The organism is Pseudomonadota bacterium (genome assembly GCA_039815145.1).
Lineage (GTDB): Bacteria > Pseudomonadota > Gammaproteobacteria > Steroidobacterales > JBCBZW01 > JBCBZW01.
This window is the reverse complement of sequence record JBCBZW010000015.1, coordinates 1-22,511: the sequence shown is the minus strand read 5'-3', so window position 1 is coordinate 22,511 and position 22,511 is coordinate 1. Positions and strand designations below refer to the sequence as shown.

Here is a 22,511-nt window from a genome sequence, read left to right as displayed (position 1 = left end):
TGTCAGCGCTGCGCGAAAGGGCACGTCAGCGGACGCAGCCAACGTGGACGATAGGCGATGACCAGTGTGACGGCGAGGCCGGCAGCGCCGAGCAGTAGGGGCCACAGCAGGGCGGCGAAACTGCCGCCGTCGCGAGCCACGCACAGCATCAGGGCGAGCCCCATCAGCCCATACGCCAGGGGCCGGGCGGTGGAGCGAATCGCGCTCGGGTACGGCGCCGCGGTCACCGCACGCCAGTTGCGCTGCTGACTGAGGGCGAGCAGGGACGCCGACAGCAGGCAGCTCCCGCTGGCTAACGCTAGCAGCAAGGTTTCCACCGCGTGTCTCGCTACTTGGCCGCGAGCCCGGGCGAGTCCCCGGGCACCGGTATGGCGTCGGGTGCCTGTCGCGAGGAGCCTGTCGAGACCGCTGGGCGCGTGAGGCGTCGCGCGGTGGCGATGGCGGTGGCCCCGAAGGCGATGAGCACGAGATCCATGGCGAGGATCGCCCAGTGGCCGGTCAACGCGGCGGACACCGGATTGTCTGCGGTGGTCAGCCAGTTCAGCACGGGCGCAGCAACGGCGAGGGCGCCGATCACCCACGCCTGCTCGCCCCACGCGGGGCGGCCGCGAACGGCGGCGTGCACGAAGGTGCCTATCCACACGATGAAGAAGACGAGGGCTTCCAAATCGGCGCGGGCGTGGCCTTCGGGGCCCCCGAAGATCGCGAGCAGCCGGTTGAAGACCAGATAGGCAGCGCTCGCCAGGATGATCCCGGCTACGGTGCCCACGCTCAGCGAATCTACCACGCGCACCTTGACCGGGTCGGCCTTGCCGGCGCGTGTTGCCCGCCGCGATGCCGACCAGAACAGAAAGCCGGTGCCGATCATCACGCAGGCGCCGAGCCCGGCGGCGAAGTAAAACCAGCGCAGGGCGACGTGGCGGAATTGCACGAAGTGCAGACCCTCGAGCCATTGCCTGGCGTGGAAGACAGGTGATGGGGTGAAGTCGGCGAGCTGCTCGCCGGTGACGCCTTGAAAGTAGACGATGTCCTGCCCCATCTCCACACGCCTTTCGGGGAAGGTGCGACGCACGGCCACTAGGGCGTTGGCATCGCCCGCGTGTTGAATGTTGAGGCCGTCGGCGCGGGCGGATGTCCCGTACCGCTCGGTCCAAATCGCCTCGGCCTGGGCGATCAGCGGCGCAATCGCGGTGAGCTCCCCCGGCTCGCCGAGCGCCTTCTGCTCGTAGTGGGCGTAGTGGTCGGCGTGATCGTACAGGGCGACCGTGTCGTCGCCGGCAAGGTCACGTGCGAACTGCCACGGCAAGGAGGCGTACCAGCCGGCGAAGATGATCAGTCCTGAGAGGGCGAACATGAAGGTGAACGGCAGCAGGAGCACGCCCGTGACGTTGTGCAGGTCGAGCGTTGAGCGACGCACGTGCTTGCGCGGGCGGAAGGTGAAGAAGTCGACGAAGATCTTGCGATGGATGATGACGCCGGAGATCAGCATGGTCAGCATGCTGAGGGCGGCGAAGCCGACCAGCCAATAGCCCAGATTGCCGGGGATGTGCAGGCGGAAGTGGAAGGGGAAGAAGAAGCCGGTGCCCGCGTGGGAGTCTGGCTCGCCGAGGAACTCACCGGTGCTCGGTTCGATGATGCGGGCGATGTACTGCTCCTCGTCCTCGCTTTCCTCGTCGCTCTGTGCGGCCGCGCCCTCCTGAACCGCAGCGTAGCTGACGTATCCGGTCATCACTGGCGTGCGTGCTGTGGGCAGGGCGAGGTAAATGCCCTCGATCGGCAACTCCGAGGGCACGGCGGCCAGGGCCTCGAGGGCACCGTCCACATCGATGGCGCTCGGCGCGGGCACAGGCGCGGCTGAGCCGCGCATCTGTGGCATCATCCAGCGGTCGATTTCCTTGTCGAACACGGAGAGCGTGCCCATCCAGAAGATCGTGAACAGCAGGGCGCCGACCACCACACCGGTCCAGGTGTGGAGCCACTCCATGGAGTCTCGAAAGCCGGGCTGGCGCTTGCTCACGGTGGGAGTACCTCGCTTGGGGCTAGCGTTGAGGCAGCGACCATGGTGATCACTGCGAGGGTCAGGATGACGAGGGACGGGCGCCAGTGCGGTGGGGCGCTGAAGCCCCAGATCACGATGCCGACGTACACGAGGAAGCCGACCATGGATGCGAGCAGCATGGCATCGTCCAGGGGCGTGCCTAGGGCGTGCATGGCGATCCCACCGAGGGCTGAGAGGCCGCCGGTCAGGGCATAGCCGCCCGCGACGATCAGGACCACCCGGGTGGCCATCGCCACGGCGGCGCGAAGTCCCTCTCGCTCTGTGTCCGTTTCGCTGTTCACGCTACTTGCCATCGGCATTACCGCACTGCACTGCCGTCATCTTGGTGGCAATCGCCCTCGGTCGCAAATGATTCGCGTTTGCGCAGGAGATACGCTTTGGCCTGCCCTTAGGAGCTGCAGCCAACCCCCTGACGTCATGAGGATTCCCTCGCATTTGTGGGGACTGCTCAGCACAGGCACCGCGCTGGGGGCGCTTCCCATTCGCCAATTTGCAACCAGTCGAAAAGTTGTAAATGATAATGACTTCGATTCGAGTTTAGCATTGAGGCGAACGATGCCCAGCTCTGATAGCCCGCGCAGTGCGCCGAGTCCAGCGGCGGGCAAAACCGCCCTGTCCCTGGCCGTGGCCACGGCCCTAGCCGCCCAAATGGCCACCGCCCAGGCCCCACAGGAACCTACCGAAGAGCTTACGGTGATCGGCACCCGCTTCCAGAACTCCCTCGTCACCCGCCTGGACGTGCCCGAGGAGGAGCTGGCGTCCACGCTCGATGAGCTGAACGAGCAGACCCTCGAGGATCTCAACTTCCTGCGCTTGGAAGAGACCTTCCTCACCCTGCCGAACGTGGTGACCAACGGCACCAACTTCGCCGGCGGCAACTTCTTCATCAACGTGCGCGGCTTCTTCGCCGACTACCTGATCAACAACCGCCCGGTGCAGATCTTCCGCGGCTCGGGCCTGGACCGCTCGGCGGTGGAGACGATCGAGGTCCTGAAGGGCCCCACGTCCATCGTGTTCGGCCCCGTAGGGCCCGGGGGTATCGTCAACCAGGTCCTGAAGACGCCGAAGCTGGAGGATGACTACTCGGTCGACATGATCGGCAACACCTTCGGCTCCTTCCGCGTAGAGCTGGACTTGAACGAAGGTGCGCTGTTTGGCCAGGACTGGTTGCGCGGGCGTTTGACTGCGGCGTACTCGGACGAGGACCACCCCTCCGGCGATGTGAGCCGCGAGGCCTGGACGATCCGTCCGGTGATCGAGGCGGACATTGGCAGCGCCACGAGCGTTCAGGCCGCCGTGTACTACCGGGACCTCGAGGGAGGCTTCGAGCCGTACTTCCCCCTCAACGTCGATCTTACCGTTCCCGAAGAGATCACCACCGGCACCTTCATCGGCTCGGCGACTAACACCCTCAACAACGAGTACGTGTACGCCGAGGCGCAGGTGGTGCACGACTTCCTCGACAACCTCAAGCTCACGGTGCGCGGTAGCTACCTCGATACCCAGGGCGATCAGGCCTACGGCAACGGTTTCTACCGCTATAGCTACTACGACGATTACAACCCGGACTACCAGTTCAACGGCATCCCCTTCGACGATCGCACCGGCAATCGCTACGGGTTCGTCCGCGCCAACGAGGAGGAGCAGGTGTACCTGGACGTGCAGCTTGCCGGCTCCTTCGATCTGTTTGGCCAGAAGCACGATGCGCTCCTCGGCTTCACCTATTCGGACCGTGAATCCTTCAACACCAACTTCCTCACGGAAGATCTGGGCATCGTCGACCTCACCGACCCCTCCACCTTCATCGGCCCGGCGATCACCCTCGAGCTGCCCGAAGACGCCGATGGGTTCAACAATCAGGACGAGCTGACCTCCGTCTACGCCGAGGTGTACTTGAGGCCCCACGAGCGCATCACCGTACCCTTCGGCTTCCGTTGGGATGAGGTGGAGGAGTCGCGTGCCACTTCTCGCCTCGCCACACCGGAGGTACGCACGGAGAGCGACACCACAATCAAAACGGGCATCAACGCCAGCATCACCGACTCCGTGCGCGTCTTCTACAGCTACGCTGAGTCCTTCGTGCCCCAGGCTCAACTCTCGCGCACGGGTTTCCTCAACCCCGAGCGCGGTCGGGCGCACGAGGTAGGCGTGAAGTACCGCGGCCCGCGCGGCCTGTCTGTCGATGCCTCCGTGTTCGAGATCACGCGCGAGGACCTGGCCGTCTTCGATCCCACCAACGAGCCGGGCGAGGGCTTCTTCGTCGCCGCCGGCGAGCAGCAGAGCACGGGCTTTGAGGTCAGCGCCAGCGGCAACGTGACCGACACGATCTCGCTCAGCGTGAACTTCGGCTACAACGACGTGGAGATCACCGAGGAGATCTTCGGCAACATCGGTCAGGTGTCGCTGATCCCCGAGTACAACGGCAGCGCGTACATCAACTACAACTCGCTCAGCACAGGCTTTCGCGGCTCCATCGGCGTGCGCTTCACGGGCGATGTGCCCCTGCGCTCGCCGACGGTGTTCGATCCGGACCGCGATCTCGGCTTCGTCGACGGCTATGCCATCGCCGATCTGATGCTAGGCTACCGATTCAACGATTCTTGGGATGTACAACTGAACGTGTTCAACGCCCTGGACAACGAGTACCTGCAGGCGTTTGGCTTTGGCTTCGGGGCTGGCGGTGGCTTCACCTTTGGCCAGCCCCTGAACGCCCAGTTGCAGGTGCGGTGGACTTATTGAGCGATTCTGATGCGTCCGCCGCGCCCGCACCGACCACCGGCCGAGGGTGGTACGAGGCGGGCAAGGAGAAGCAGCGTGCGGGTGACCTCGCCGGTGCGCTCGATGCGTTTCGTCAGTCCCTGAAGCTCAACCCCCACGCCGCCGCGGCCTGGATCGGCCTCGGCGAAGTGCTCGACGCCAACCAGCAGCCGCGCGATGGCCTCGAGTGCTACAAGCGGGGGGTGGCCGCGGAACCCCAGAGCGCTGTGGCCCTTACCAGGCTCGCGCGCGCGCTTCAGGGCCTCGGCATGGTCGAGGATGCACGACGCGCTTACGATCAGGCGCTGGCCCTCGATCCTTCCTCACGGTCGGCTCGGCTCGGACTCGGGGAGCTGTGTGAAGATCAGGGGGATCCCGAGGCGGCCGCCGCCGCCTATCGCGACGTTTTGTCACGCTATCCGGACCATGCAGAAGCGCTAGCGAATCTGTTGGGCCTCGGGCGCAGCGTAGATGTCAGTGATGAGATCGCCCTCGCTGAGCAGCGCATGGCGGTTGCCGAGGACCGCGACCGAGCGCTTATCGGTTTTGGGCTGGGCAAGGCGCTCGACCGCCTGCAGCGCTACGACGAAGCCTTCACCGTTCTCGCCGCCGCGAACGCGGCCCGCCGCAGCCTTGCGGGGCCCTTCGTCCCGGACGCCTTCGAGGCGCGCGTACAACGCTTAACGGAGATCTTCTCCGCCGACTTCTTCCATGAGCGCGCGGGATGGGGCGACGCGGCAACCGCACCCGTGTTCATCGTCGGCCTGCCGCGCTCGGGTACCACGCTCACCGAGCAGATCCTGGGGGCTCACCCCGCCTGCTTCGGCGCGGGCGAGCTGGGCGTGCTTGCGGACCTCGCGACGGGCACACCAGATCGCCTCGGCCGCCCGGAGCCGTCCTGGCCCGAGAACGCGCCGAACCTCTCCGACGCGCAGGCCCGGGCCCTGGGCAACGACTACGCCGCGCAGGTGACGCGTTTGGCGCCGCCGGGCGCTGTGCGCATCATCGACAAGCAGCCCCTCAACTTCTGGCAGCTCGGGTTGGTGGCGATCGCCTTGCCGCACGCGAAGATCATCCACTGCACGCGGGACATCCGCGACAACGGCTTTTCGATCTACTCGCAGAACTTCAACGTACACCAGCGCTGGTCGACGGATCTCGAGGATATCGCGACCTACTGGCGCGGCTATCGGCGACTGATGGCGCATTGGGAGGCGGCTACGCGGCTGCAGATCATCGAGGCGCCCTACGAGACGATGGTGCAAGACCCCGAGGGCCAGGCGCGCCAGCTGCTGGACTTCTTGGGGTTGCCTTGGGATCCGAGCGTGCTCGCCTTCCACGAGAGCTCGCGGGCCGTGCAGACGCCGAGTCGCTGGCAGGTGCGCCAGCCCATCTACACCTCCTCGAAGGCGCGCTGGCAGCACTACGAGGCGCACTTAGCGCCGCTGATCGCTGCGGCACGGGAGGCGGAAGGGCAGGCCGAAGGCTAGGGTGCGCGGTGGCGAGTAGAACAGATGACCCCGTCGGCGAGGCGCTACGTGGCCACGCGGCCTTCGCTCCGCTGCGTATCGAAGCCCTGTACGCCAGCTATCTGGAGACGCTGATCGCGCAGCTGCGTGCCCGCTTCGGTAGCGGCCCGCCGGAGCCCGAGGACATGGCGCAACGTGCGTTCATCCAGTTGATCAGGCGCGGCGACTACGCTTCGATCCGCGACCCGAAGGCCTACCTGTTTCGAGCAGCGACCAATGCGGCGCTCTCAGAGCTGCGTGCGATCAGCGTGCGGGCACATCACGCCGGTCAAGTACGTCAGCAGCACCAGGTGCAGTCTCCCGAGCGACCGGGGGCGCTACCCGATCAGCTCGTCAGCAGTCGTCAGTTGCTCGCTCGAGCCATGCAGGTGATAGAGGGGCTACCGGCGAAGCCCCGACGCATCTTCCGGCAGCGCCGCTTCGAGGATCTGAGCATTTCGGAGATCGCACGCCGCGAGGGCATTAGCCGGGCTGCCGTACGCAAGCATCTGGCCCGAGCGACTGCCGCGGTCGACAAGATGCTTGCCGACTGCCCGCTTTGAGCGTCACGATGGGCTATGGAGCCAGACCGCGACGATGAGCAGATCCGCACGCAGGCCCATCTGTGGCGCGCGGTGATGGACGACTCGCCGACCTCGCGCGAGCGGTCGGCGTTCGAGGCTTGGTTGGGCGAGGACCCGCGTCACGTCAGTGCCTACGAACGGGCCGAGGCAGTTTGGGGATTGCTCGCCGATGAGCAAGAGGTCGAGTCGGCGGCGGCCCAGGGCGCACCCTTCGGACGACGATGGGGCCGTGTCTCGCTGGCCATAGCCGCTGCTGCCCCAGTGCTGCTGACCCTTGTGATCTTCCTCACCGGATCGCCCGAGGACCTCGCGCCGCCTCAGCGAACCTTTGCTTTCACCACTGCTCCTGGCGAGATACGCACCGTGACCTTGCCGGATACATCACAGGTAACCCTGGGGGGAGCCTCGCAGCTGAAGTACACCGCGACCGCGCGTCGACGGCAGGCCTTCTTGGTGCAGGGGGACGCCTTCTTCCAGGTTGCCCACATACCCGAGACGCCGTTCGTGGTGGCCGCAGCGCCGGCAGAGATCGAAGTGCTGGGCACCGCCTTTGCGGTCGAGCGACGTGAGGGGAGTGCGTCGGTGCTGGTGGCGTCGGGCACCGTAGCGATACGAGCCGCAAAGCGCCGCGCGGGAGGTTCGGATGCTCGCGTGGTCGACGCGCAGCAGGCGGTGCGAGTGTCGACCGCCGGTGGCGTAGGGGCGCCAAGGCCGATCGATTCCAAACGCATTGCCCCGTGGCGCTCGGGCCGCTTGTCTTTCGAAGGCGCGCCCCTGCGCGAGGTAGTGCGTGCCCTCGATCGCTACGACAGCCGAAGCATCCGGCTCGCGGATACGAGCAAGGCCGATCGGCCGGTCACCGCGTCGCTCAGACTGGCTGAGATGGAGCAGAATCTGCAGCTGCTCAGCGAGAGCTTTGACCTCGAGGTCCGGCGCGGACCGACCGGGAACATCGAATTAGTGCCCCTTTAGGGTTCCAGTATTCCTCGCTCGCGCGTCTACCCCTGAATGGATTTCTCTGCATGGGGTACCAGTGTGACGATACCGTCGAACATCAGGCGCGATTCGATCGCCACAGCCGTGGCGCTAGCCATCGCCATGACCGCCAACTTGACCATGGCGGATGGCGCGCAAAGGCCGCTGACACTACCCGCGCAGTCCCTCGACCGGGCGCTGGTGCAGATCGGGGAGGTCTACGACATCAGCGTGGTGGCCCGACAGGACTTGGTCGCGGGGTTGCGGGCACCGGCCGTGACGGCGCAGCTCAGCGCCCTGCAGGCGGTGAGCCAGCTTCTCATGGACACCGGGCTGAGCGCCCGCGAGCTCAACGACGGCTCGATTCTTGTTGAGGCAGGCACCGTAGCATCGCCGCCGCGTCCCGACTCTCCCGATACTCTGCGCGAGCAGACGCGCGTATCTCCACCGCCGCGCGAGGTGGAGGAACTCGTCGTGGTGGGGACGCGCTTTCAGCAGTCGTTGATCAGCCGCTTGCGCGTCGATCCGCGGGAGTACCCCTTCACCCTCGATGTTCTCGATCGCGAAGACCTGAGCCGAACCGGCTTCATCGATCCGATTCAGCAGGTGACCACCCTTGCCAACGTCACCCAGTCACGTTCGCGTCCGAACGTCTTCGTCGCCAACTTCTTCACCCGGGGGTTTCCCGCGACCCTGCTCATCAACAACCGGCCGTCCCAGGATCCTGACGTGGGGATCTATGTGGATGACTCGGTCATTGAGCGGATCGAAGTGCTCAAGGGCGCGACGTCGATCGAACTCGGCCCCGTGCGGCCGGGCGGGGTGATCAATCAGGTGTTGAAGCAGCCCCTGGCGGAGGACCGCGTAGCCTTCAAGCTTCGAGGTGGCAGCTTCGATACGTTCCGCGGCGAAGTGGACCTGAACGAGGGCGCACTGTTCGGCAACGATGACGTGCGCGGACGTCTCACCTTTGCGTACGAGAACTCCAACGCTCCGCAGGACGAGGCCGAACGAGCGTTCTTTGTGGTGCGTCCTGTGATCGAAGCGGATCTCGGTCGGCGCACGTACATCACCGCCAGTGCGAGCTATCTCGAGTCCGACAGCGTGCCACTTGCCGGTTTTCCCCTGTTCGAAGATGGGACGCTCCCCGACTCCCTCACTCCCAGCACCTACCTCGGGTCTGAAGCGGAGGGCGTGAATCGGATCCTGCAGGCGGATGCCCAGCTACAGCACGAGTTCCTCGATGGTCTGACGCTCACGATGCGCGGTGGTTTCGGCAGCAACGAGTCCGAGGAGCGCAGCTACGCGGGCGGCTACAACTACGGCGGCTACAGCGAGTTCGGATACACGGGCGGGATACCCTTCGCTTACCCATACGCGTACGTATACGCCCCAATAGGTCTCGAAGTCGACCAGGATGTGCTCAGTGCAGAGGCCACGCTCAGTGGCTCGATGCGCCTGTTCCAGCGTGAGCACGATTTCGTGATCGGCGCGGCCTTCCGCAATGAGACTTCCGCTTACGATTTCGTTTACGACTACTACGCCTACCCGGTGCGGGTCGACATCAATGATCCCGAAGCAATCGAGTATCCTGAAGTTGACCTTAGCGATATCACCTTCAGTCTGATGGATGATCTCGACGTCAACATCTACTCCCTGTTCGCGGAGGCGATCTTGCGGCCGACGGATAGACTGACGATACCCTTAGGTCTACGGTATGACACGGCGGACGGGCTGGCGGAGGGTAATGCGGTCGAACAGGATTACGATGATCTAACGTTCCGCGGTGGGGTCTCCTACGAGGTCGTCGACGACGCGAACGTGTACTTCAGCTATGCGCAGTCCTTCATCCCGCAACTCTTCAGCCAAACCCGTGAGGGCCCGGCGGCGCCGGAGACGGCGGAGAACTTCGAGGTGGGGGCCAAGGCGAGCTTCTACGGTGGGCGTCTCTCGATAGATGCTGCACTGTTCAGCATCACCCGCCAAAACGTGGCTACGGCGGACCCTGACAATGGCCCCGGCGAGTTCTTCGTGGTGACGGTCGGCGAGCAGCGCAACCGCGGCATCGAACTCAGTGCGCGGGCGAAGCCTACGCCGGCGATCACGCTAACCGCCAATTACGGCTACGTCGACGCAGAGGTGACCGAAGACAATGAACTGCCAATCGGCCAGCGGCTCGGACGTGTGCCGCGGCACAATGCCTACCTTTTCGCGAGCTACGCGTTTCAGGAGGGACCAGCTCGAGGGCTGACCATCGGCGGCGGGATCCGCTTCGAGGGGGAGCGGTTGATCAACGAGCGCTTCCCCGTGCCCGTCGACAGCTACACGCTGTTTGATGCGACGGTCTCCTACCCCTTCAATAACAAGCTGTCGATCACCTTGAACGGCTTGAATTTGAGCGATGAGAGGTATCTGTCCGACCTCGGGTTTTCCGGACCTTCCGGGGGGCTCCAGTTCGCCCAGCCAAGAGCACTCTTCGTAACCATCAACGGTCAGTTATGAGGCCGTGAAACTGAATTCGCCGGAGCGCCTGCGGCCGGTTGGCTCGCGCCGGCATGCTGAGTCACAGGCTTAGGGTGTGGTGCTGACAGGACTCCCAGATTCGGTCCACGCAACGAACCCGCCCCGAAGACTCTGCAGGTGGTCGAAGCCAAGGTCGGCCATTGTGGCGAGGGCCTTTGCGCTGCGGCCGTTCTCGACGTTGGCGGCACAGTGCACCACGTAGGTCTTGGAGCGGTCGAGTTTGCCTACCAGGCTGTCGAAGCCCTTGCCCTGCACGTCGATGTTGATGGCGCCGGGCACGTGGCCCTCGGCGAATTCGGCGGCCGTGCGCACGTCGAGGACGACGACGTCGGGCGTGGAGAGGGTGACGTCGCTGGCGGCGACCTGCGGGATCGAGGCCTCGTCGCCGGCTCCTCCGTCGACGCATGCGCCGAGTGCCAGGGCTAGGGCCAGTAGTACTATCGATCCCTTAGGCAAGCTTGCGCACGTCATGATGGTTCCTCGAGAAAGGGGACTTCGAGCCTATCGCAGGGCGCGCACGCTCCGCTATCGTGGTGAGTTGCGCGGTGCTGGCGGGACCATCAACGGTCCCGCCAACTATGCCAGCCGCGCTAGAAGCGGAAGCTGGCCGCGATGCCAAAGCGACGCGGCCGATTGATGTTCACCACCGATGTGCCGACGAAAAACAGCTGCTCGTTACCCGTGCCCGTGTCGACGCTCGCGCTGTTGTTGCTGGTGATGCGGCGCTGATCGAGCAGGTTGTCGACGTAGCCGAACACCTCGATGCGATCCGCCCGATAGCCGAGGCGCGCGTTCATCAGCACCGTGCCGTCCACTTCGTTGAGCGGTAGATTGGTGAGGTCGGAGAACTGGCCGGCGGTGTAGTTGACGTTGACGTCCGTGAACACGCGAGAGGTGATGTCCGCGCTCAAACCTGCCGAGATCTGCCAGTCCGGGGCGAGGGGGAATTCGTTGCCGGCGAGGTTCTCGAAGGGGTTGCCCGCTGCGGCCGGGGGCGAGATGGCGAAGGGGAAGTCTGTGAACTCGGTGTTCAGGTAGCCGATGGTGGCAAACCCGTCGATGCGGTCGGTGATCGTGCCGAAGGCCGCGATCTCGAAGCCGTAGATCTCAGACCTCCCGGCGTTCACCGTGAGCGTGTCCAGCGGGGTGTTAGACGGGCCCGGTATGGTGAGCTGCTGGTCTTCCCAGTCGGCGTAGAACAGGTTGACGTTGGTGGTCAGGCGCCGGTTGAACCACTCGGCGCGCAGGGCGAGCTCGTAGTTGGTGAGAAACTCGGCGTCGAAGCTGCCGAGCTCTGTTTCGTCAGGGGCGACGCGCAGGAAGGCGCCGCCCGCGCGGTAGCCGCGCTGCACGCCAAAGGACAGGGAGCGCAAATCGTCGATGTTGTACGTCACCCCCACGCGCGGCAAGAAGGCGCTGAAGCTAGCCTCCTGGAGCGGATCGAGGTTGGGCGGCGGCAGCAGGGCCACGCAGGGAATCGGGTCCGGGATGAAGACGGTGCAGGTCTCGGGCTCGGCGCGGCCGCGCACGAGGAAGCCCGTGGTCTCGAAGTCCTCATCGTCGTAGCGCGCGCCGACCTCGAAGGACCACCGCTCATTCGCGTCGTAGGCGAGCTGAGCAAAGGCGGCGAAGTTGGTTGTCGCGGAGTTGTTGGTCAGGGTCAGAATGCCGATCGAATCCGGGGGATCGACCGGAGCCGGGAACGCTGCGTTCGCGACCAGCAGGCTCGAGAGCGTTTCAGACTCGAGCGTATCGTCGTAGTAGTAGGCGCCGACCCAACCTGAGAACTTGCCGGCGCTGAAGTTCAGGCGCAGCTCCTGGGAGAAGATCTCGTTGGACTGCATGTTCGAGCTATCGGTGCCGTTGGGGAACTGACCAGGTGCCGCGGGATCGCCAAAGGTCCCCTCGCTGGTCGAGTCCTCGTAGGTGGTGATCGCCACGATGTCGAAGGTGTTGTTGATCTCGTAGCGGATGTCACCGACGAAGCGTAGGGCCTCCCGGGTGGAGACATCCGGGGCGGTGAAGCTGTCTTCGTCCGCGAAGTCGAAGTCATCGAACTGGGGATCGTCGGCGGGGAAGGGGATGCCGAAGTTGGCGAAGTCGCCGTTGTCCGTCTCGATGTAGTCGGTGATCAGCTCGACGCGCAGGCCGGAGAGCGCGTTCGGCTCGATGAGCAGCTTGCCGCGCAAGCTTAGGCCCTCGCGAATCTGGGCCGGCTCGCCGGTGAAGAAATTGTCCGGCTCGCCGTCGATGCCTTGGAAGTCCGCGGTCAGGCGGAAGGCCAGCTGGTTGTCGATCAGGGGGCCGGAGATGGCACCGGAGAACTGGCGCTCGTTCAGGTTGCCGTAGCGCAGGCGGGCGGCGTACTCCCAGTCGTAGGTCGGGTCCTTGGTGTTCACGACGACGGCGCCAGCGAGGGAGTTGCGCCCCTGCAGCGTGGATTGCGGGCCGCGCAGGATCTCCACCGACGCGATGTCCCAGAGGCTGTTGATGCCGGCCGTGCCAACGAAGCTGAGGGGCGAGCCGTCGACATAGATGTTGGAGGTGACGCCCGTGCCCGCGCCACCAACGCCGTTGCGGCCGACGCCGCGGATGGAAATGTCCCCGGCGCTGCCGCCAGCGAAGGAGGAGACGTTCGGCGTGCGTGCGTAGAGGTCTTCGAGGCTGAATGCTACGTTGCGGTCGATTCGGGTTTCGTCGTAAAGCTCTACGGAGATCGACGTCTCCTGCAGCGTCTTATCCGATTTCGTGCCCGTGACGATGACCTCCTCGAGGTCCGGGCTTTGTCCGTAGCTGTAGGTCGCACAGGCCAGTAGGGTTGCGGCCAGGGGGGCGCGGAGAACGGGGTGCCGCATCTGGTGTTCCTTGAAGTGTAGACATAGACGGTTGGGCGGGGAGCTAGACGCCGTCCAACACCCCTAGCGGCGCGCGAGTGTAAATCATTCGTGTTTGCATTGCAGCACTGACATGACACAATTGCGGTGCGCCGTGGGCGGGTTTCTGGACGCTGGCAGGCTGTTGCGCAAGTACCGTGTCGCGCTAGCGAAGTCTTCGCACCAGGAAGAGATCGGCAGTCCGAGCTGGCCCGGTTGATATGTTGTTGCACATAGGGGTTTGCTCTAGGCTCAGCCCGCTATTTCCACCTGCCGTCGCCTAGGTGCCGGCCCCAGAACTTGAGACGATCGACGATGGTTGTTGCCCTGAGCGCCTGCCTGCTCTACCTCGCCTGCGTAGGACTTTTCCACGCCAATCCCAAGCGCAGCCAGTTGGCACCGCTGAAGAGCAACGTGCCGCTGCAGCAGGCGATGCGGTGGGCGAGCTTAGTGTTGCTGCTCATCCCGCTCGCCCTGATGTCCACCACCGCAGGGCTCGAGAGGGCGATCCCGCTCTGGCTAGTCTTGCTTTCGCTCGCGGGCATCATCAGTCTGCTCGTGACAGCCGTGGCCCCCAGGCGACACATACTCACGGGCGTTGCGAGCTCCGGTATCGTGGCCGTCCTGCTGGCTTGGTCGGTGCTGGACGCGTCGGGAGTCACCTCATGAGTCCAGTAGTACTGGGCATCCTTGCGGCTGTGCTCCTGGGGCTCGGCGTCGCCACCTGGAAAGCGCCTCGCCTGACAAGTGCGTTGATCTGGACCTTCGTCGGCACCATGCTGATCTCGGCTGCGCTAATGAAAGTGTTTCCTGGGGAGTTCCGCGGCCGCGTCTTTTCCTTCGCTTTAACGATGCCTGTGCTGTGGGTGGGCCTGCAGTTCTGGCTCTACTGGGATCGAAGCCGCTGGCGTCCCACGCTCGCCGTGATCGGCTTGAGCGTGGTGAGCGCCGGTGTGGTGGTTCTCACTGGCGCGCCTGCGTGAGCGCCCAGTCCTCAACCAGCTGACCTGCGGAGACTTCCATGGATCGCGCCCGTCACCTTCGCGTCTTTGACCTACACTCCTGGACCGGCATCACGCTCGGTCTATTCGTGTTCGTTGTGTCGTTCACCGGTTGTGTCGCCCTCTTCGCGCGAGATGAAATCCTCGCCTGGGCTGACCCCGCCCAACGTCTGGACGTGCCGGCAGACCCGATCGCCATCGGTGAGCAGTACCAGGCGTTCCTCGAGGCCAACACGCCGGAGGGGGGCCGTGTCCAATTCACGAGCATCGGGTATCCGAGCGAGTACGAGCCCTACTACCACGCTTTCCTGACGGCTCAGGACGCCGAGGGGGAGCAGGTGCAGGTCGAACGCCGTTGGAATGCTGAGACGGGCGAGGCACTTCCCGAGCGGGGCGAGGGCTTGGCCACCTGGCTGCTGGACTTCCACCGCGATTTGATGTGGCCCGACTCCCTCGGTGGCCGACAGATCGGCCGCTTTCTAGTAGGGCTTGCGGGCATCATGCTGCTCCTGTCGATCGTGAGCGGCGTCATCACCCACAGCAAGATCCTGCAAGAGTTCTTCGCCATGCGCTTCCAGCGTCAGGTGCGATTGATCTGGCAGGACACGCACAAAGTAGCGGGCCTGTGGGGGCTTCCCTTCTACGCGACCATAGCCTTTACCGGCGCCATGCTCGGCATCGTCACCTTGGTCGGGCCGATTATCGCCTTCATGGTGGTGAAGGGCGATACGGAGACGCTCATCGAGGTGATGGGCCTCGGGCAAACCCCACCGAGCGGCGTGGCGGCCGAGATGCTGCCGGTAGATGACATGTTCGATCGCATCGACCCGGTGAACGGGATGCGTCCCGAAACCGTGATCGTCGCGAATTACGGCAACGACAACGCCACCTATCAGCTGCAATACCCAGCGGACACGGAGCTGCTTATCACCGAGCCCGTGCTGCTGAGCGCGGTGACCGGTGAGCGAGTGCCCTCGGTGGCGACCGATGATCGTTCCGTCCCGTTCCGCGCCTACTCGGCGATGGCACCCCTTCACTACGGCACCTACGGTGGCATCTCGCTAAAGTTCCTGTACCTGGCGATGGGGCTGTCGCTCTGCGTGATTACGGCGCTCGGCAACATCATGTGGATCGAGCGGCGCCTGCACGGGCGCGAGGGTAAGCGCTCGGCGGCGTACTACGGGGTGTTGAGCAAGCTGACCGTGGGCGTGACCATGGGACTTACCGTCGCCACGGTGTCTGTCTTCTATCTCGACAAACTCTACACGGGGTCAGAAGCGGCCCGACTGTCGGCGACCGGCTGGACCTACTTCGCCGTCTGGTTCCTGGCGATCGGGTACGCGTTTACCCGCCCTAACACCTACGCCTCCACGCGCCACCTGATGGGTGTCGGAGCTGCGGGGCTTATGGGCCTGCCGCTGCTCAACGCGGTGACCGCTGGCGGTATCACGGGGGTGTTGAACAGCGGTCATGCGGTGACGGATGCTACGGACTTGACCTTCTTACTCCTCGGGGCGCTCTTTCTCGCAATCACCATCAAGCTCCCTGGCACACGGCCTAAACGGCGCGAGCGACGCGCTAGCAAGGCGCGCGAACCGCAGGCGCCGTCGGCGAGCCAACCTGCGATTCCCGTTACCGCCGCACGCTCGAAGGCTGACTGAGGACTTCGCGGCACCCGAGCGGGCCCGATGGCGTCCCAAGACGCGATGGGGCGGGCGCGGCGCTGCTCGCAGGCGGGCTTGTAGAGGCTCGCCGTGGACTGGGTAGTCGCGCGGTATTCTGGCGGTCAGCATGCGCTGCACTTGCCAAGAGCCGCGTTGGTCCTACCCGGCCCCATCGTTTCCCCGTCCTGCCGCCGATGAGCTTACGAAAGCGTGGGTTACTAGAAGTCTGCTCTCAGCGAAGGCGTGAAAAAGCACGCGGCCCCTCAAAGGCAAACGCCCCGTTCCCGCTGACGCTCCAACCGAACACATCGAACAGGTTACTCACGCGGCCGCGCAACACCAGCGTGCGTTCATCCAAGTTGAACTGCCGGCGAAACCCAAGGTTTACGAAGGTGCGTTCGAGGATGCGCGGCTGGTCTAGCTCGTCGCCGTCCTCGAGGCCGCGACTGAACACGTTCATGTCGAAGGACCATCCGGTCGCCCAACGGGGTCGATAGTCAAGATCAACGGTGGTGACGCGGCGCACGACGCCGATGGGGTTGGAGGAGAGCTTCCCCTCGTCCACCGCATCGCCCGTCAGCGTGGCATCCAGCAGGAGTGTACCGATGACCATCTGCAGTTCGGGCGTCACGAGACCGGCGAGCGACAGCTCCACACCTCGATTGGTCACGGTGCCTCGTTCGATGAACAGTCGCTCGGTACTCAGGCCGAAGAACGGCTTTTCGGTGGAGAAGACGCCAGCCACGGCGGTAAGCGGACCTATCCGGGCGCGCAGCCCCGCATCGGCCTGGCGTGTCTCGATCGCGGGCGGTGCCTCGTTGCGCTTGAGGGCGATCGCTGGCGCTGTGGGGCTTTCCTCGAAGCCGGTCACCACGCCTCCGTAGGCCACCAGCCAAGGGCGTAGCTCGATGGCACCGGTGGCGTTGTAGAGCATCCGGTCGGCTTCGGAGGTGACGGGACCATCGTCGGGGTCGTTCAGGACGCGCTCGTAGTCGGTGGCTTGTACCCCCAGGTTGAGCTGACCGACTCCCTGCCAGCGCAAGTCGTAGCTCAAGCCACCGGTGATCTGTTCAACCTCCTCGCGGTTGATCTCTGAGAAGTTCACCTCGGGCTCGGCAACGGGAACCGCGACATCGATGCGCCCTTCGCCAAGATCGATCTCGACCCCGGGTCTTGGGCGAAGCTCGCACGCGTTCTCGCTCGGTGTAAGTACGCTCGATGACTTACTTAGGCGGTCTCATTTGCTGATTTTGGCCGAGTCGGTGAAGTAGCAAGGATTATGCTTAGGTCAGCGACTTGTCGGGGCGCTGATCGGTGTCATCGTGAGACCAGGTGCTCAAGCTTGGAGATCAACGATGGCTCACAGAATCGATGACAATCCGCGTCTGCTGTGTCGTGCGAACCGCGTCTACAACTACGGCCGCATGGGAGCAAGGCCCGACGAAGTACTGCTTTGGCGATCCCGCAACCGTGTGATCGTCAAGGTCAACGCTACTGGCGACGATCCCCGCGACGTTGCGCAGTTCGATCGCCTAGTCGCCGAATTGACAGCCCTTACGGTGGCCCGCACGGTCTGGCGTAGTCGTTTCGGTGGCGCCGAGATTTGCGCCTACCTCGTTTACGACGGTCCGGTTCATGTGGCGGTCGACTTAGATCTAGTCGCATTGCGCACCACGATTGATGACTATCTTGCGACCTCTCGAGCAGAGGACCCGAAGTCGGTACCCGTCCACGTAGTCGCCTACGCGTTGCTCCAAAGAACTCTGTGCTCGCCCGAGTTGAGTCATGCGCGTCGTGCCGTCCAGAGCTTCGAAACCACCTCCTGCGACCGACTGCCTGAGGGTCGACGCCCGTGACTGCATGCAGCTGTCCAAACTGCGGGTCGCACGACACACAGAAGCTCTCGGTGGGCTACGCGCAAGGCATGCGCGTCATCGAAGATCGCGTTAGTTACAGCGCATGGTCGAGACGGTGCGCGCCGCCGGAGCCGAATCCAATTGTCCCTTGGTGGGTGCTCGCTCTGGCGCTCGTCTCGCTCTTCGTGCTGTATCCGGCTGCGCAGCCGATCCTCGAGGGTGAGGAACTGATGGTCGTTCTACGTGCCCTGCGTTTTAGGATCGCGCTGTGGTTACTCGGGGGCCTGCTTTTGGTTGTTGTCGTTCGCCTCATTGCGAACGGCTGGTACCTCTGCACGGCTTTCCGTATCGAATACGAACAGTGGCGCCAAAGCTGGATCTGTCGAAGATGCGGAGTGAGATACATCCCGAGGAGCGATTGAGCACCACTACCTGTGGCCCTAGCAGCAGCACGCCTTTCGCCTGTCAGTCTTCGGTGACCCGGGCCGCTACTCATCAAAGGCGGTGGCGAGGTCCTCGTTGCCTAGCACGCGCACGATCAGAACGTCGCCGTTGGACTCAATGCGGTAGTAGATCGCATGGGCTCGGAAGACGGAGCGCCGGTAGTTGCCGGGAAGGTCGCGGATTTCGGGCCAAAGCAAGGGCTGTTCCGCGATACGAGCGATCGCATCGATCATGCCCTCGGCGTAGCGACCAGCCTGGTCTACGCCGAAGTTGAGTGCGCCGTAGACGTAGAGGCGATCTAGGTCGTCATCGGCCCGGGCACTGAGCCTATATCTTGCCATCCGCTTTCAACCGCTCGCGTGCCCCGCGGAAGACTTCCTTGGGCGTACGCTCGCTAGTTCCGCTCTCCTCGCCTTCGAGGAGCGCGCGGCGTAGCGCCTCGCGCTTCTGTTCCTGCTCCTCGATGAGACGCAGCCCTTCGCGGACCACCTCGCTGGCGGAGCCGTAGCGGCCCTTGGCGACCAGATCGGAAACGAACCCGGTGAAGTGATCGCCCAGATTGATACTGGTGGTTTTCGGCATTGCTGTCCCTCCGTTACTAGATATTACCACCCTGTAGTAAATCTAGTCGTCCTGACGCCGCTCCGCTGACCGACGTGCGCCGGCCCGAGTCTGGTCGATATCCAGTCAGCAAGTAATTGGTCTGTGGTCGCGGTGAGTGACCGGGTTCTTTCACATGTCAAGAAGGATAATGCCGTAAAATCATTGGATTACGGCTGGATTTTATCCGTAATGAGGGGGAGGGAGTCGTGAGTTCGAACCGCGCCCGACCGACCGAATCTTCTCATCGGGCGGCGCTCACAGACGTGAGCAACGTCTAGCAGCGTGACAGTGCCTTCGCGAACGATACGCGCGCCTCAGTCGCCTGCCTAACCCGCGAAACCCTTCCGTTTCCGGTCGGGGGATGGTGCGGGTGATGAGTGATTCCTAAGCGCTCCATCGCAGCAGCATTCGCATGCGAGTTGGCAAAGCTGGTCACCCGCGGCCGGCCCTATGACGACTCTGCCTCCGGACCGCCCCGGCAATGACTCGGCGCGCGCGAGACTCCCATGCGGTGGTCCCCGCAGTCACACCCACAACAACCGCAAGTTGCTGTTCCGTTTTCCCGCATCTCGTAAACTCACACCCATGCCTTGCTATACAAATTGTTGATTGGGCGATGGAAATTGAACGAGCCTTGCTGACTCTTAATCAGTAGGTTCGGGGTTCGAGTCCCTGATGCCCCACCACTTTCTCCTGGTCCTGCGAGTGACGCGCTGGTCAGCTTGCGGGAAACTCGCAATGCCTACCTACTTGCGCTCGATACTCTCGGCGGTCGGACTTCTGAGAAGATTGCTCGCTGCATCACCGGGTGGGACGGGCGATATTGCGCACGCCACCAGAGACCCTTACAGGGCTTCCTATCACATCGCTTAGCGTGACTCGAATGACCGAGGGGCTCCCCATGTCCTCCCCCTGGCGAATCGTGAACGACCCACCGTGGGGCCAGCCCTGGTCCCGCAGATAGCCGGCGAAGGCGGCCGCCGCCGCCCCAGTGGCGGGATCCTCAAGAACACCACCCGAGGCAAAGGCGTTGCGCGCCACGAACGACCGCTCGTCTTCGATGAAGACGAGCATCACCGTCACCCACCCGTGCGCGCGCATCAGCTCGCGACCCTCAGCAAGCTCGTAGTGCATGCGCGCAAGGGTATCGCGCGACTTCAGTGGCAGTAGCAGGTGATCCGCTCCGCCGTGGATTCTCGCGGGCGCAAGGCGTGGATCGAGATCGGCTGTCGTCAACGAGAACAGCCCTAGTGCCGCCTGCAACTCTTGCGAAGTGGCTTCGCCGCTACTGGTAGGAGGTGAGGTCAGGGTGGCGAACATCTCCTCCGACGACCCCTCAGCCTCCACGGTGATCGTCGCGTTGTTCAGCGTCAGCGAGTACGCACCGGCACCTCCCCGTCGGCCGAGCACGGCGCCAAGGGCGATGGTGGCATGCCCGCAGAAGGGCACCTCCGACTCCGGCGAGAAGTAACGCACTCGCCACCGCTTGCCGCCGTCGTCCAGTGGGAAGGCGAAAGCGGTCTCTGAGTAGCCGACGTCTGCGGCCACCCGCGCCATGTCCGCCTCGCTTGCCGCCTGCTCCATGAGCACCACGCCGGCGGGATTGCCGCCCTCAGTGCCTTGGCTGAACGCGGCCACTCTCTGCACGTCCATCGCGTTTCTCCTCTCTCGATACAGGGTATGGCGTAAAGCCTAGATGCCGCGCTTGTCGAAGTCCCATGCAATGCGATGGAAAATCCACGGGCTGGTTTTCGAATCGTGGGTGACGATGCTAGTTTGCTTTCATGGCGAAGCTGCTGGACAGAATGGACCGGTCCATCATCGAGATTCTCGAGCGAGATGCGCGCGCCAGCCTGGCGGACATCGGCAAGGCCGTGGGGCTGACGGGGCCTGCGGTCGGCGAGCGGCTGCGCCGGATGCGCGAGTCGGGTCAGGTGCACGGCTATGCGGCGCGCGTGAGCCTGGCGGCTCTCGGGTATTCGCTGCAGGCCCTGGTGAGGATAAAGCCACGTAGTGGGCAACTGCAGGCGGTGGAACGCATGATCAGCAGCGAGCGCAGGTTCGTGTCTTGCGATCGGGTCACGGGCGAGGACTGCTACGTGGCGCGACTGGTGGTGGCAGATATCGCTGAGCTGGACGAGATCCTGTTGCCCATGCACGATCGGGCCGAGACGACGACGTCGATCGTGAAGTCTTCGATCTTTGCGGATCGCCTGCCGCCACTTAAGGAATAGGCGCTTCTGCAGCTAACAGCTTGCGGTACTGTGCGCCGTCAATGATCCGAAGCGATGCGAGCACTTCGTCTGGAGAAACGATGAAAGCCCCCCGAACCGATCACCCCACCACCGACCTGCACCCGCCGATCGATCCCCACGAGACGGGCTTCCTCACCGTCGGCGACACGGCCAAGCACGAGCTCTACTACGAGGTCTCAGGTAACCCGAACGGCTTACCCGCGCTCTTCCTCCACGGCGGCCCAGGCGGCGGCACCCGCCCCGGCGTGCGCCAGTTCTTCGACCCCTCGCGTTACCGCATCGTCCTCCTCGACCAGCGCGGGGCCGGCAAGAGCCGCCCGAACGTCTCCGAGAACTTCGACGCCGCCCTCTCGGACAACACGACCGGCCATCTCGTCGCCGATCTCGAGGTGCTGCGCGAGCACCTGGGCGTGTCCGTCTGGCACCTGGTGCTCGGCGGCTCCTGGGGCTCCACCCTTGCCCTGGCCTACGCCCAGACTCACCCGGATCGGATGAAGCACCTGCTCCTACGCGGCATCTTCACCTTCTTGCGTGATGAGGTGGATAACCTCTTCCGCAACGGCGCGACGGCCTTGCACTATCCGGAGGTGTGGGAGGCGTACCGCGACTTCATCCTGAAGCACCCGAAGCTGCCTGAACCTCCCGACGACCTCCTCGAGGGCTACCGCCTTCTACTGGCCAACCCGGACACTCGTGATGCAGCCGCATCAGCGTTTGTCGCTTACGAGCTGGCGCTATCGTCGGCGATCCGCAATGAGGAGCGCATCACCAGTACGCTTGCGACGCCGGCCACCCTGATTCCCTTCGCGAGCTTGGAGGTGGCCTACATGCTGGCAGGCGGTTTCATGTCGGAGGGGCAACTGCTCGACCCTGAGCACCTGGCGAGTCTGCGCGACATCGAGGTGTCGATGGTGCACGGGCGAGCAGACCACGTGTGTCTGCCGACGGCTGCGTGGCGTCTGCACAAGGCGCTGTTGGCGCAAGGGGTCTCGAGCCGCCTGTGGTTCGTCGATGGCAATGGTCACTCCGACTCGGAGCCGGGCATCGGCGGGGCCTTACGGCTGGAGGCAGATCGCATCGCCGGCTAGGGCGCCTACATCTACGGCGACACCAACACCTGCGGCGGCCCTGCCCGACCAAGCCCCCAGTTCATCTGCTCCTCGTACCCACTCACCGCGTAAGGCTCACCGCCCTGACAGGCGGCCAGGTAGCGCGCGCTGCTGATCGTCGTGGTGGACGCCTTGCCGTAGAGCCCCGAGGCCGGTTGTTGATCGACGATGGTGACGTCCTCGGGGATCCCCCGCGCATCCACGTCGAAGCGTAGGCGCACGTAGCCATTCTTGTTGTAGCCGCGTGCGACGGGCACGGAGACGTCGTTGCCGGAGTAGATCTGCAGGGGCGTTCCGTCT

General features: G+C 64.2%; 21 protein-coding genes. 11 read left to right on the top strand and 10 right to left on the bottom strand.

The genetic code is table 11. The features are described from left to right. Window positions 1-2 precede the first annotated feature (2 nt). Genes AAF184_06450 through AAF184_06440 form a run of 3 tightly spaced genes read right to left on the bottom strand, consistent with a single transcriptional unit; the run spans window position 3 to window position 2,352 of the window. Window positions 3-317 carry a DUF3325 domain-containing protein gene (locus AAF184_06450; GenBank protein MEO0421955.1) on the bottom strand — a complete coding sequence of 105 codons (315 nt, stop codon included), beginning with the start codon at window positions 315-317 and terminating at the stop codon, window positions 3-5. 11 nt (window positions 318-328) lie between these two features. Beyond that, window positions 329-2,017 carry a PepSY-associated TM helix domain-containing protein gene (locus AAF184_06445; protein MEO0421954.1) on the bottom strand — a complete coding sequence of 563 codons (1,689 nt, stop codon included), beginning with the start codon at window positions 2,015-2,017 and terminating at the stop codon, window positions 329-331. Beyond that, a complete protein-coding gene (locus AAF184_06440) occupies window positions 2,014-2,352 on the bottom strand; it encodes a hypothetical protein (GenBank protein ID MEO0421953.1) in 339 nt (112 codons plus the stop codon). The genes AAF184_06445 and AAF184_06440 overlap by 4 nt, the downstream gene beginning before the upstream one ends. A gap of 262 nt (window positions 2,353-2,614) precedes the next feature. Here AAF184_06440 and AAF184_06435 point away from each other — a divergent pair, with 262 nt between their 5' ends. The 5 genes from AAF184_06435 to AAF184_06415 all read left to right on the top strand — a co-directional run bounded on the left by AAF184_06435 (window position 2,615) and on the right by AAF184_06415 (window position 10,385). Next, on the top strand, window positions 2,615-4,798 hold the full coding sequence (locus tag AAF184_06435; GenBank protein MEO0421952.1) for a TonB-dependent receptor: 2,184 nt from the start codon (window positions 2,615-2,617) through the stop codon (window positions 4,796-4,798). After that, the gene (locus AAF184_06430; protein MEO0421951.1) at window positions 4,795-6,306 is read left to right on the top strand and encodes a sulfotransferase; all 1,512 of its coding nucleotides are present in this window, start codon (window positions 4,795-4,797) and stop codon (window positions 6,304-6,306) included. Before AAF184_06435 ends, AAF184_06430 begins: the two co-directional genes overlap by 4 nt. Before the next feature lie 8 nt (window positions 6,307-6,314). Then, a complete protein-coding gene (locus AAF184_06425) occupies window positions 6,315-6,887 on the top strand; it encodes a sigma-70 family RNA polymerase sigma factor (protein MEO0421950.1) in 573 nt (190 codons plus the stop codon). A gap of 15 nt (window positions 6,888-6,902) precedes the next feature. Beyond that, window positions 6,903-7,880 carry a FecR domain-containing protein gene (locus AAF184_06420; GenBank protein ID MEO0421949.1) on the top strand — a complete coding sequence of 326 codons (978 nt, stop codon included), beginning with the start codon at window positions 6,903-6,905 and terminating at the stop codon, window positions 7,878-7,880. A gap of 108 nt (window positions 7,881-7,988) precedes the next feature. Continuing rightward, window positions 7,989-10,385, top strand: a complete 2,397-nt coding sequence (locus AAF184_06415) for a TonB-dependent receptor (GenBank protein MEO0421948.1) — start codon at window positions 7,989-7,991, stop codon at window positions 10,383-10,385. A gap of 69 nt (window positions 10,386-10,454) precedes the next feature. Here AAF184_06415 and AAF184_06410 read toward each other — a convergent pair whose 3' ends face one another. Both AAF184_06410 and AAF184_06405 read right to left on the bottom strand, forming a co-directional pair. Next, the gene (locus AAF184_06410) at window positions 10,455-10,877 is read right to left on the bottom strand and encodes a rhodanese-like domain-containing protein (GenBank protein ID MEO0421947.1); all 423 of its coding nucleotides are present in this window, start codon (window positions 10,875-10,877) and stop codon (window positions 10,455-10,457) included. Window positions 10,878-10,996: 119 nt separating this feature from the next. Beyond that, on the bottom strand, window positions 10,997-13,261 hold the full coding sequence (locus AAF184_06405; GenBank protein ID MEO0421946.1) for a TonB-dependent receptor: 2,265 nt from the start codon (window positions 13,259-13,261) through the stop codon (window positions 10,997-10,999). Window positions 13,262-13,594: 333 nt separating this feature from the next. On the opposite strand from AAF184_06405, the gene AAF184_06400 reads away from it, so the two are divergent. From AAF184_06400 to AAF184_06390, 3 genes are read left to right on the top strand one after another with little or no spacing between them, the layout of a single operon-like run. Continuing rightward, window positions 13,595-13,948: a hypothetical protein gene (locus AAF184_06400; protein MEO0421945.1), complete on the top strand. Its 354-nt coding sequence runs from the start codon at window positions 13,595-13,597 to the stop codon at window positions 13,946-13,948. Further along, window positions 13,945-14,262 (top strand): hypothetical protein, encoded by a 318-nt coding sequence (locus tag AAF184_06395; GenBank protein ID MEO0421944.1) that lies wholly within the window; start codon window positions 13,945-13,947, stop codon window positions 14,260-14,262. The genes AAF184_06400 and AAF184_06395 overlap by 4 nt, the downstream gene beginning before the upstream one ends. A 38-nt stretch (window positions 14,263-14,300) precedes the next feature. Next, on the top strand, window positions 14,301-15,941 hold the full coding sequence (locus AAF184_06390) for a PepSY-associated TM helix domain-containing protein (protein ID MEO0421943.1): 1,641 nt from the start codon (window positions 14,301-14,303) through the stop codon (window positions 15,939-15,941). A gap of 235 nt (window positions 15,942-16,176) precedes the next feature. Here the strand turns inward: AAF184_06390 and AAF184_06385 are convergent, their stop codons facing one another. Next, entirely contained in the window at window positions 16,177-17,049 is an 873-nt protein-coding gene (locus AAF184_06385) for a hypothetical protein (GenBank protein ID MEO0421942.1), read from the bottom strand. Between the two features lie 250 nt (window positions 17,050-17,299). On the opposite strand from AAF184_06385, the gene AAF184_06380 reads away from it, so the two are divergent. After that, window positions 17,300-17,800: a hypothetical protein gene (locus AAF184_06380; GenBank protein ID MEO0421941.1), complete on the top strand. Its 501-nt coding sequence runs from the start codon at window positions 17,300-17,302 to the stop codon at window positions 17,798-17,800. 488 nt (window positions 17,801-18,288) lie between these two features. Here the strand turns inward: AAF184_06380 and AAF184_06375 are convergent, their stop codons facing one another. From AAF184_06375 to AAF184_06365, 3 genes are all read right to left on the bottom strand, one after another. Further along, window positions 18,289-18,585, bottom strand: coding sequence for a type II toxin-antitoxin system RelE/ParE family toxin (locus tag AAF184_06375; protein ID MEO0421940.1), 297 nt, complete (start codon window positions 18,583-18,585; stop codon window positions 18,289-18,291). Beyond that, the gene (locus AAF184_06370) at window positions 18,572-18,826 is read right to left on the bottom strand and encodes a type II toxin-antitoxin system ParD family antitoxin (GenBank protein ID MEO0421939.1); all 255 of its coding nucleotides are present in this window, start codon (window positions 18,824-18,826) and stop codon (window positions 18,572-18,574) included. The genes AAF184_06375 and AAF184_06370 overlap by 14 nt, the downstream gene beginning before the upstream one ends. Before the next feature lie 822 nt (window positions 18,827-19,648). Next, the gene (locus AAF184_06365; GenBank protein MEO0421938.1) at window positions 19,649-20,500 is read right to left on the bottom strand and encodes a PhzF family phenazine biosynthesis protein; all 852 of its coding nucleotides are present in this window, start codon (window positions 20,498-20,500) and stop codon (window positions 19,649-19,651) included. A gap of 131 nt (window positions 20,501-20,631) precedes the next feature. Here AAF184_06365 and AAF184_06360 point away from each other — a divergent pair, with 131 nt between their 5' ends. Then, window positions 20,632-21,081: an Lrp/AsnC family transcriptional regulator gene (locus AAF184_06360; protein MEO0421937.1), complete on the top strand. Its 450-nt coding sequence runs from the start codon at window positions 20,632-20,634 to the stop codon at window positions 21,079-21,081. A gap of 80 nt (window positions 21,082-21,161) precedes the next feature. Continuing rightward, window positions 21,162-22,190, top strand: a complete 1,029-nt coding sequence (gene pip / locus AAF184_06355) for a prolyl aminopeptidase (GenBank protein MEO0421936.1) — start codon at window positions 21,162-21,164, stop codon at window positions 22,188-22,190. Window positions 22,191-22,201: 11 nt separating this feature from the next. Here the strand turns inward: pip and AAF184_06350 are convergent. Continuing rightward, window positions 22,202-22,511: energy transducer TonB (locus tag AAF184_06350; protein ID MEO0421935.1), on the bottom strand; the 310-nt coding region annotated here is incomplete at its 5' end.

Coding starts and splice junctions, on each gene's coding strand:
- AAF184_06440 (MEO0421953.1), bottom strand. CDS start 2,352: ATGGCAAGTAGCGTGAACAGCGAAACGGACACAGAGCGAGAGGGACTT.
- AAF184_06435 (MEO0421952.1), top strand. CDS start 2,615: ATGCCCAGCTCTGATAGCCCGCGCAGTGCGCCGAGTCCAGCGGCGGGC.
- AAF184_06420 (MEO0421949.1), top strand. CDS start 6,903: ATGGAGCCAGACCGCGACGATGAGCAGATCCGCACGCAGGCCCATCTG.
- AAF184_06410 (MEO0421947.1), bottom strand. CDS start 10,877: ATGACGTGCGCAAGCTTGCCTAAGGGATCGATAGTACTACTGGCCCTA.
- AAF184_06405 (MEO0421946.1), bottom strand. CDS start 13,261: ATGCGGCACCCCGTTCTCCGCGCCCCCCTGGCCGCAACCCTACTGGCC.
- AAF184_06400 (MEO0421945.1), top strand. CDS start 13,595: ATGGTTGTTGCCCTGAGCGCCTGCCTGCTCTACCTCGCCTGCGTAGGA.
- AAF184_06395 (MEO0421944.1), top strand. CDS start 13,945: ATGAGTCCAGTAGTACTGGGCATCCTTGCGGCTGTGCTCCTGGGGCTC.
- AAF184_06390 (MEO0421943.1), top strand. CDS start 14,301: ATGGATCGCGCCCGTCACCTTCGCGTCTTTGACCTACACTCCTGGACC.
- AAF184_06380 (MEO0421941.1), top strand. CDS start 17,300: ATGGCTCACAGAATCGATGACAATCCGCGTCTGCTGTGTCGTGCGAAC.
- AAF184_06375 (MEO0421940.1), bottom strand. CDS start 18,585: ATGGCAAGATATAGGCTCAGTGCCCGGGCCGATGACGACCTAGATCGC.
- AAF184_06370 (MEO0421939.1), bottom strand. CDS start 18,826: ATGCCGAAAACCACCAGTATCAATCTGGGCGATCACTTCACCGGGTTC.
- AAF184_06365 (MEO0421938.1), bottom strand. CDS start 20,500: ATGGACGTGCAGAGAGTGGCCGCGTTCAGCCAAGGCACTGAGGGCGGC.
- AAF184_06360 (MEO0421937.1), top strand. CDS start 20,632: ATGGCGAAGCTGCTGGACAGAATGGACCGGTCCATCATCGAGATTCTC.
- pip (MEO0421936.1), top strand. CDS start 21,162: ATGAAAGCCCCCCGAACCGATCACCCCACCACCGACCTGCACCCGCCG.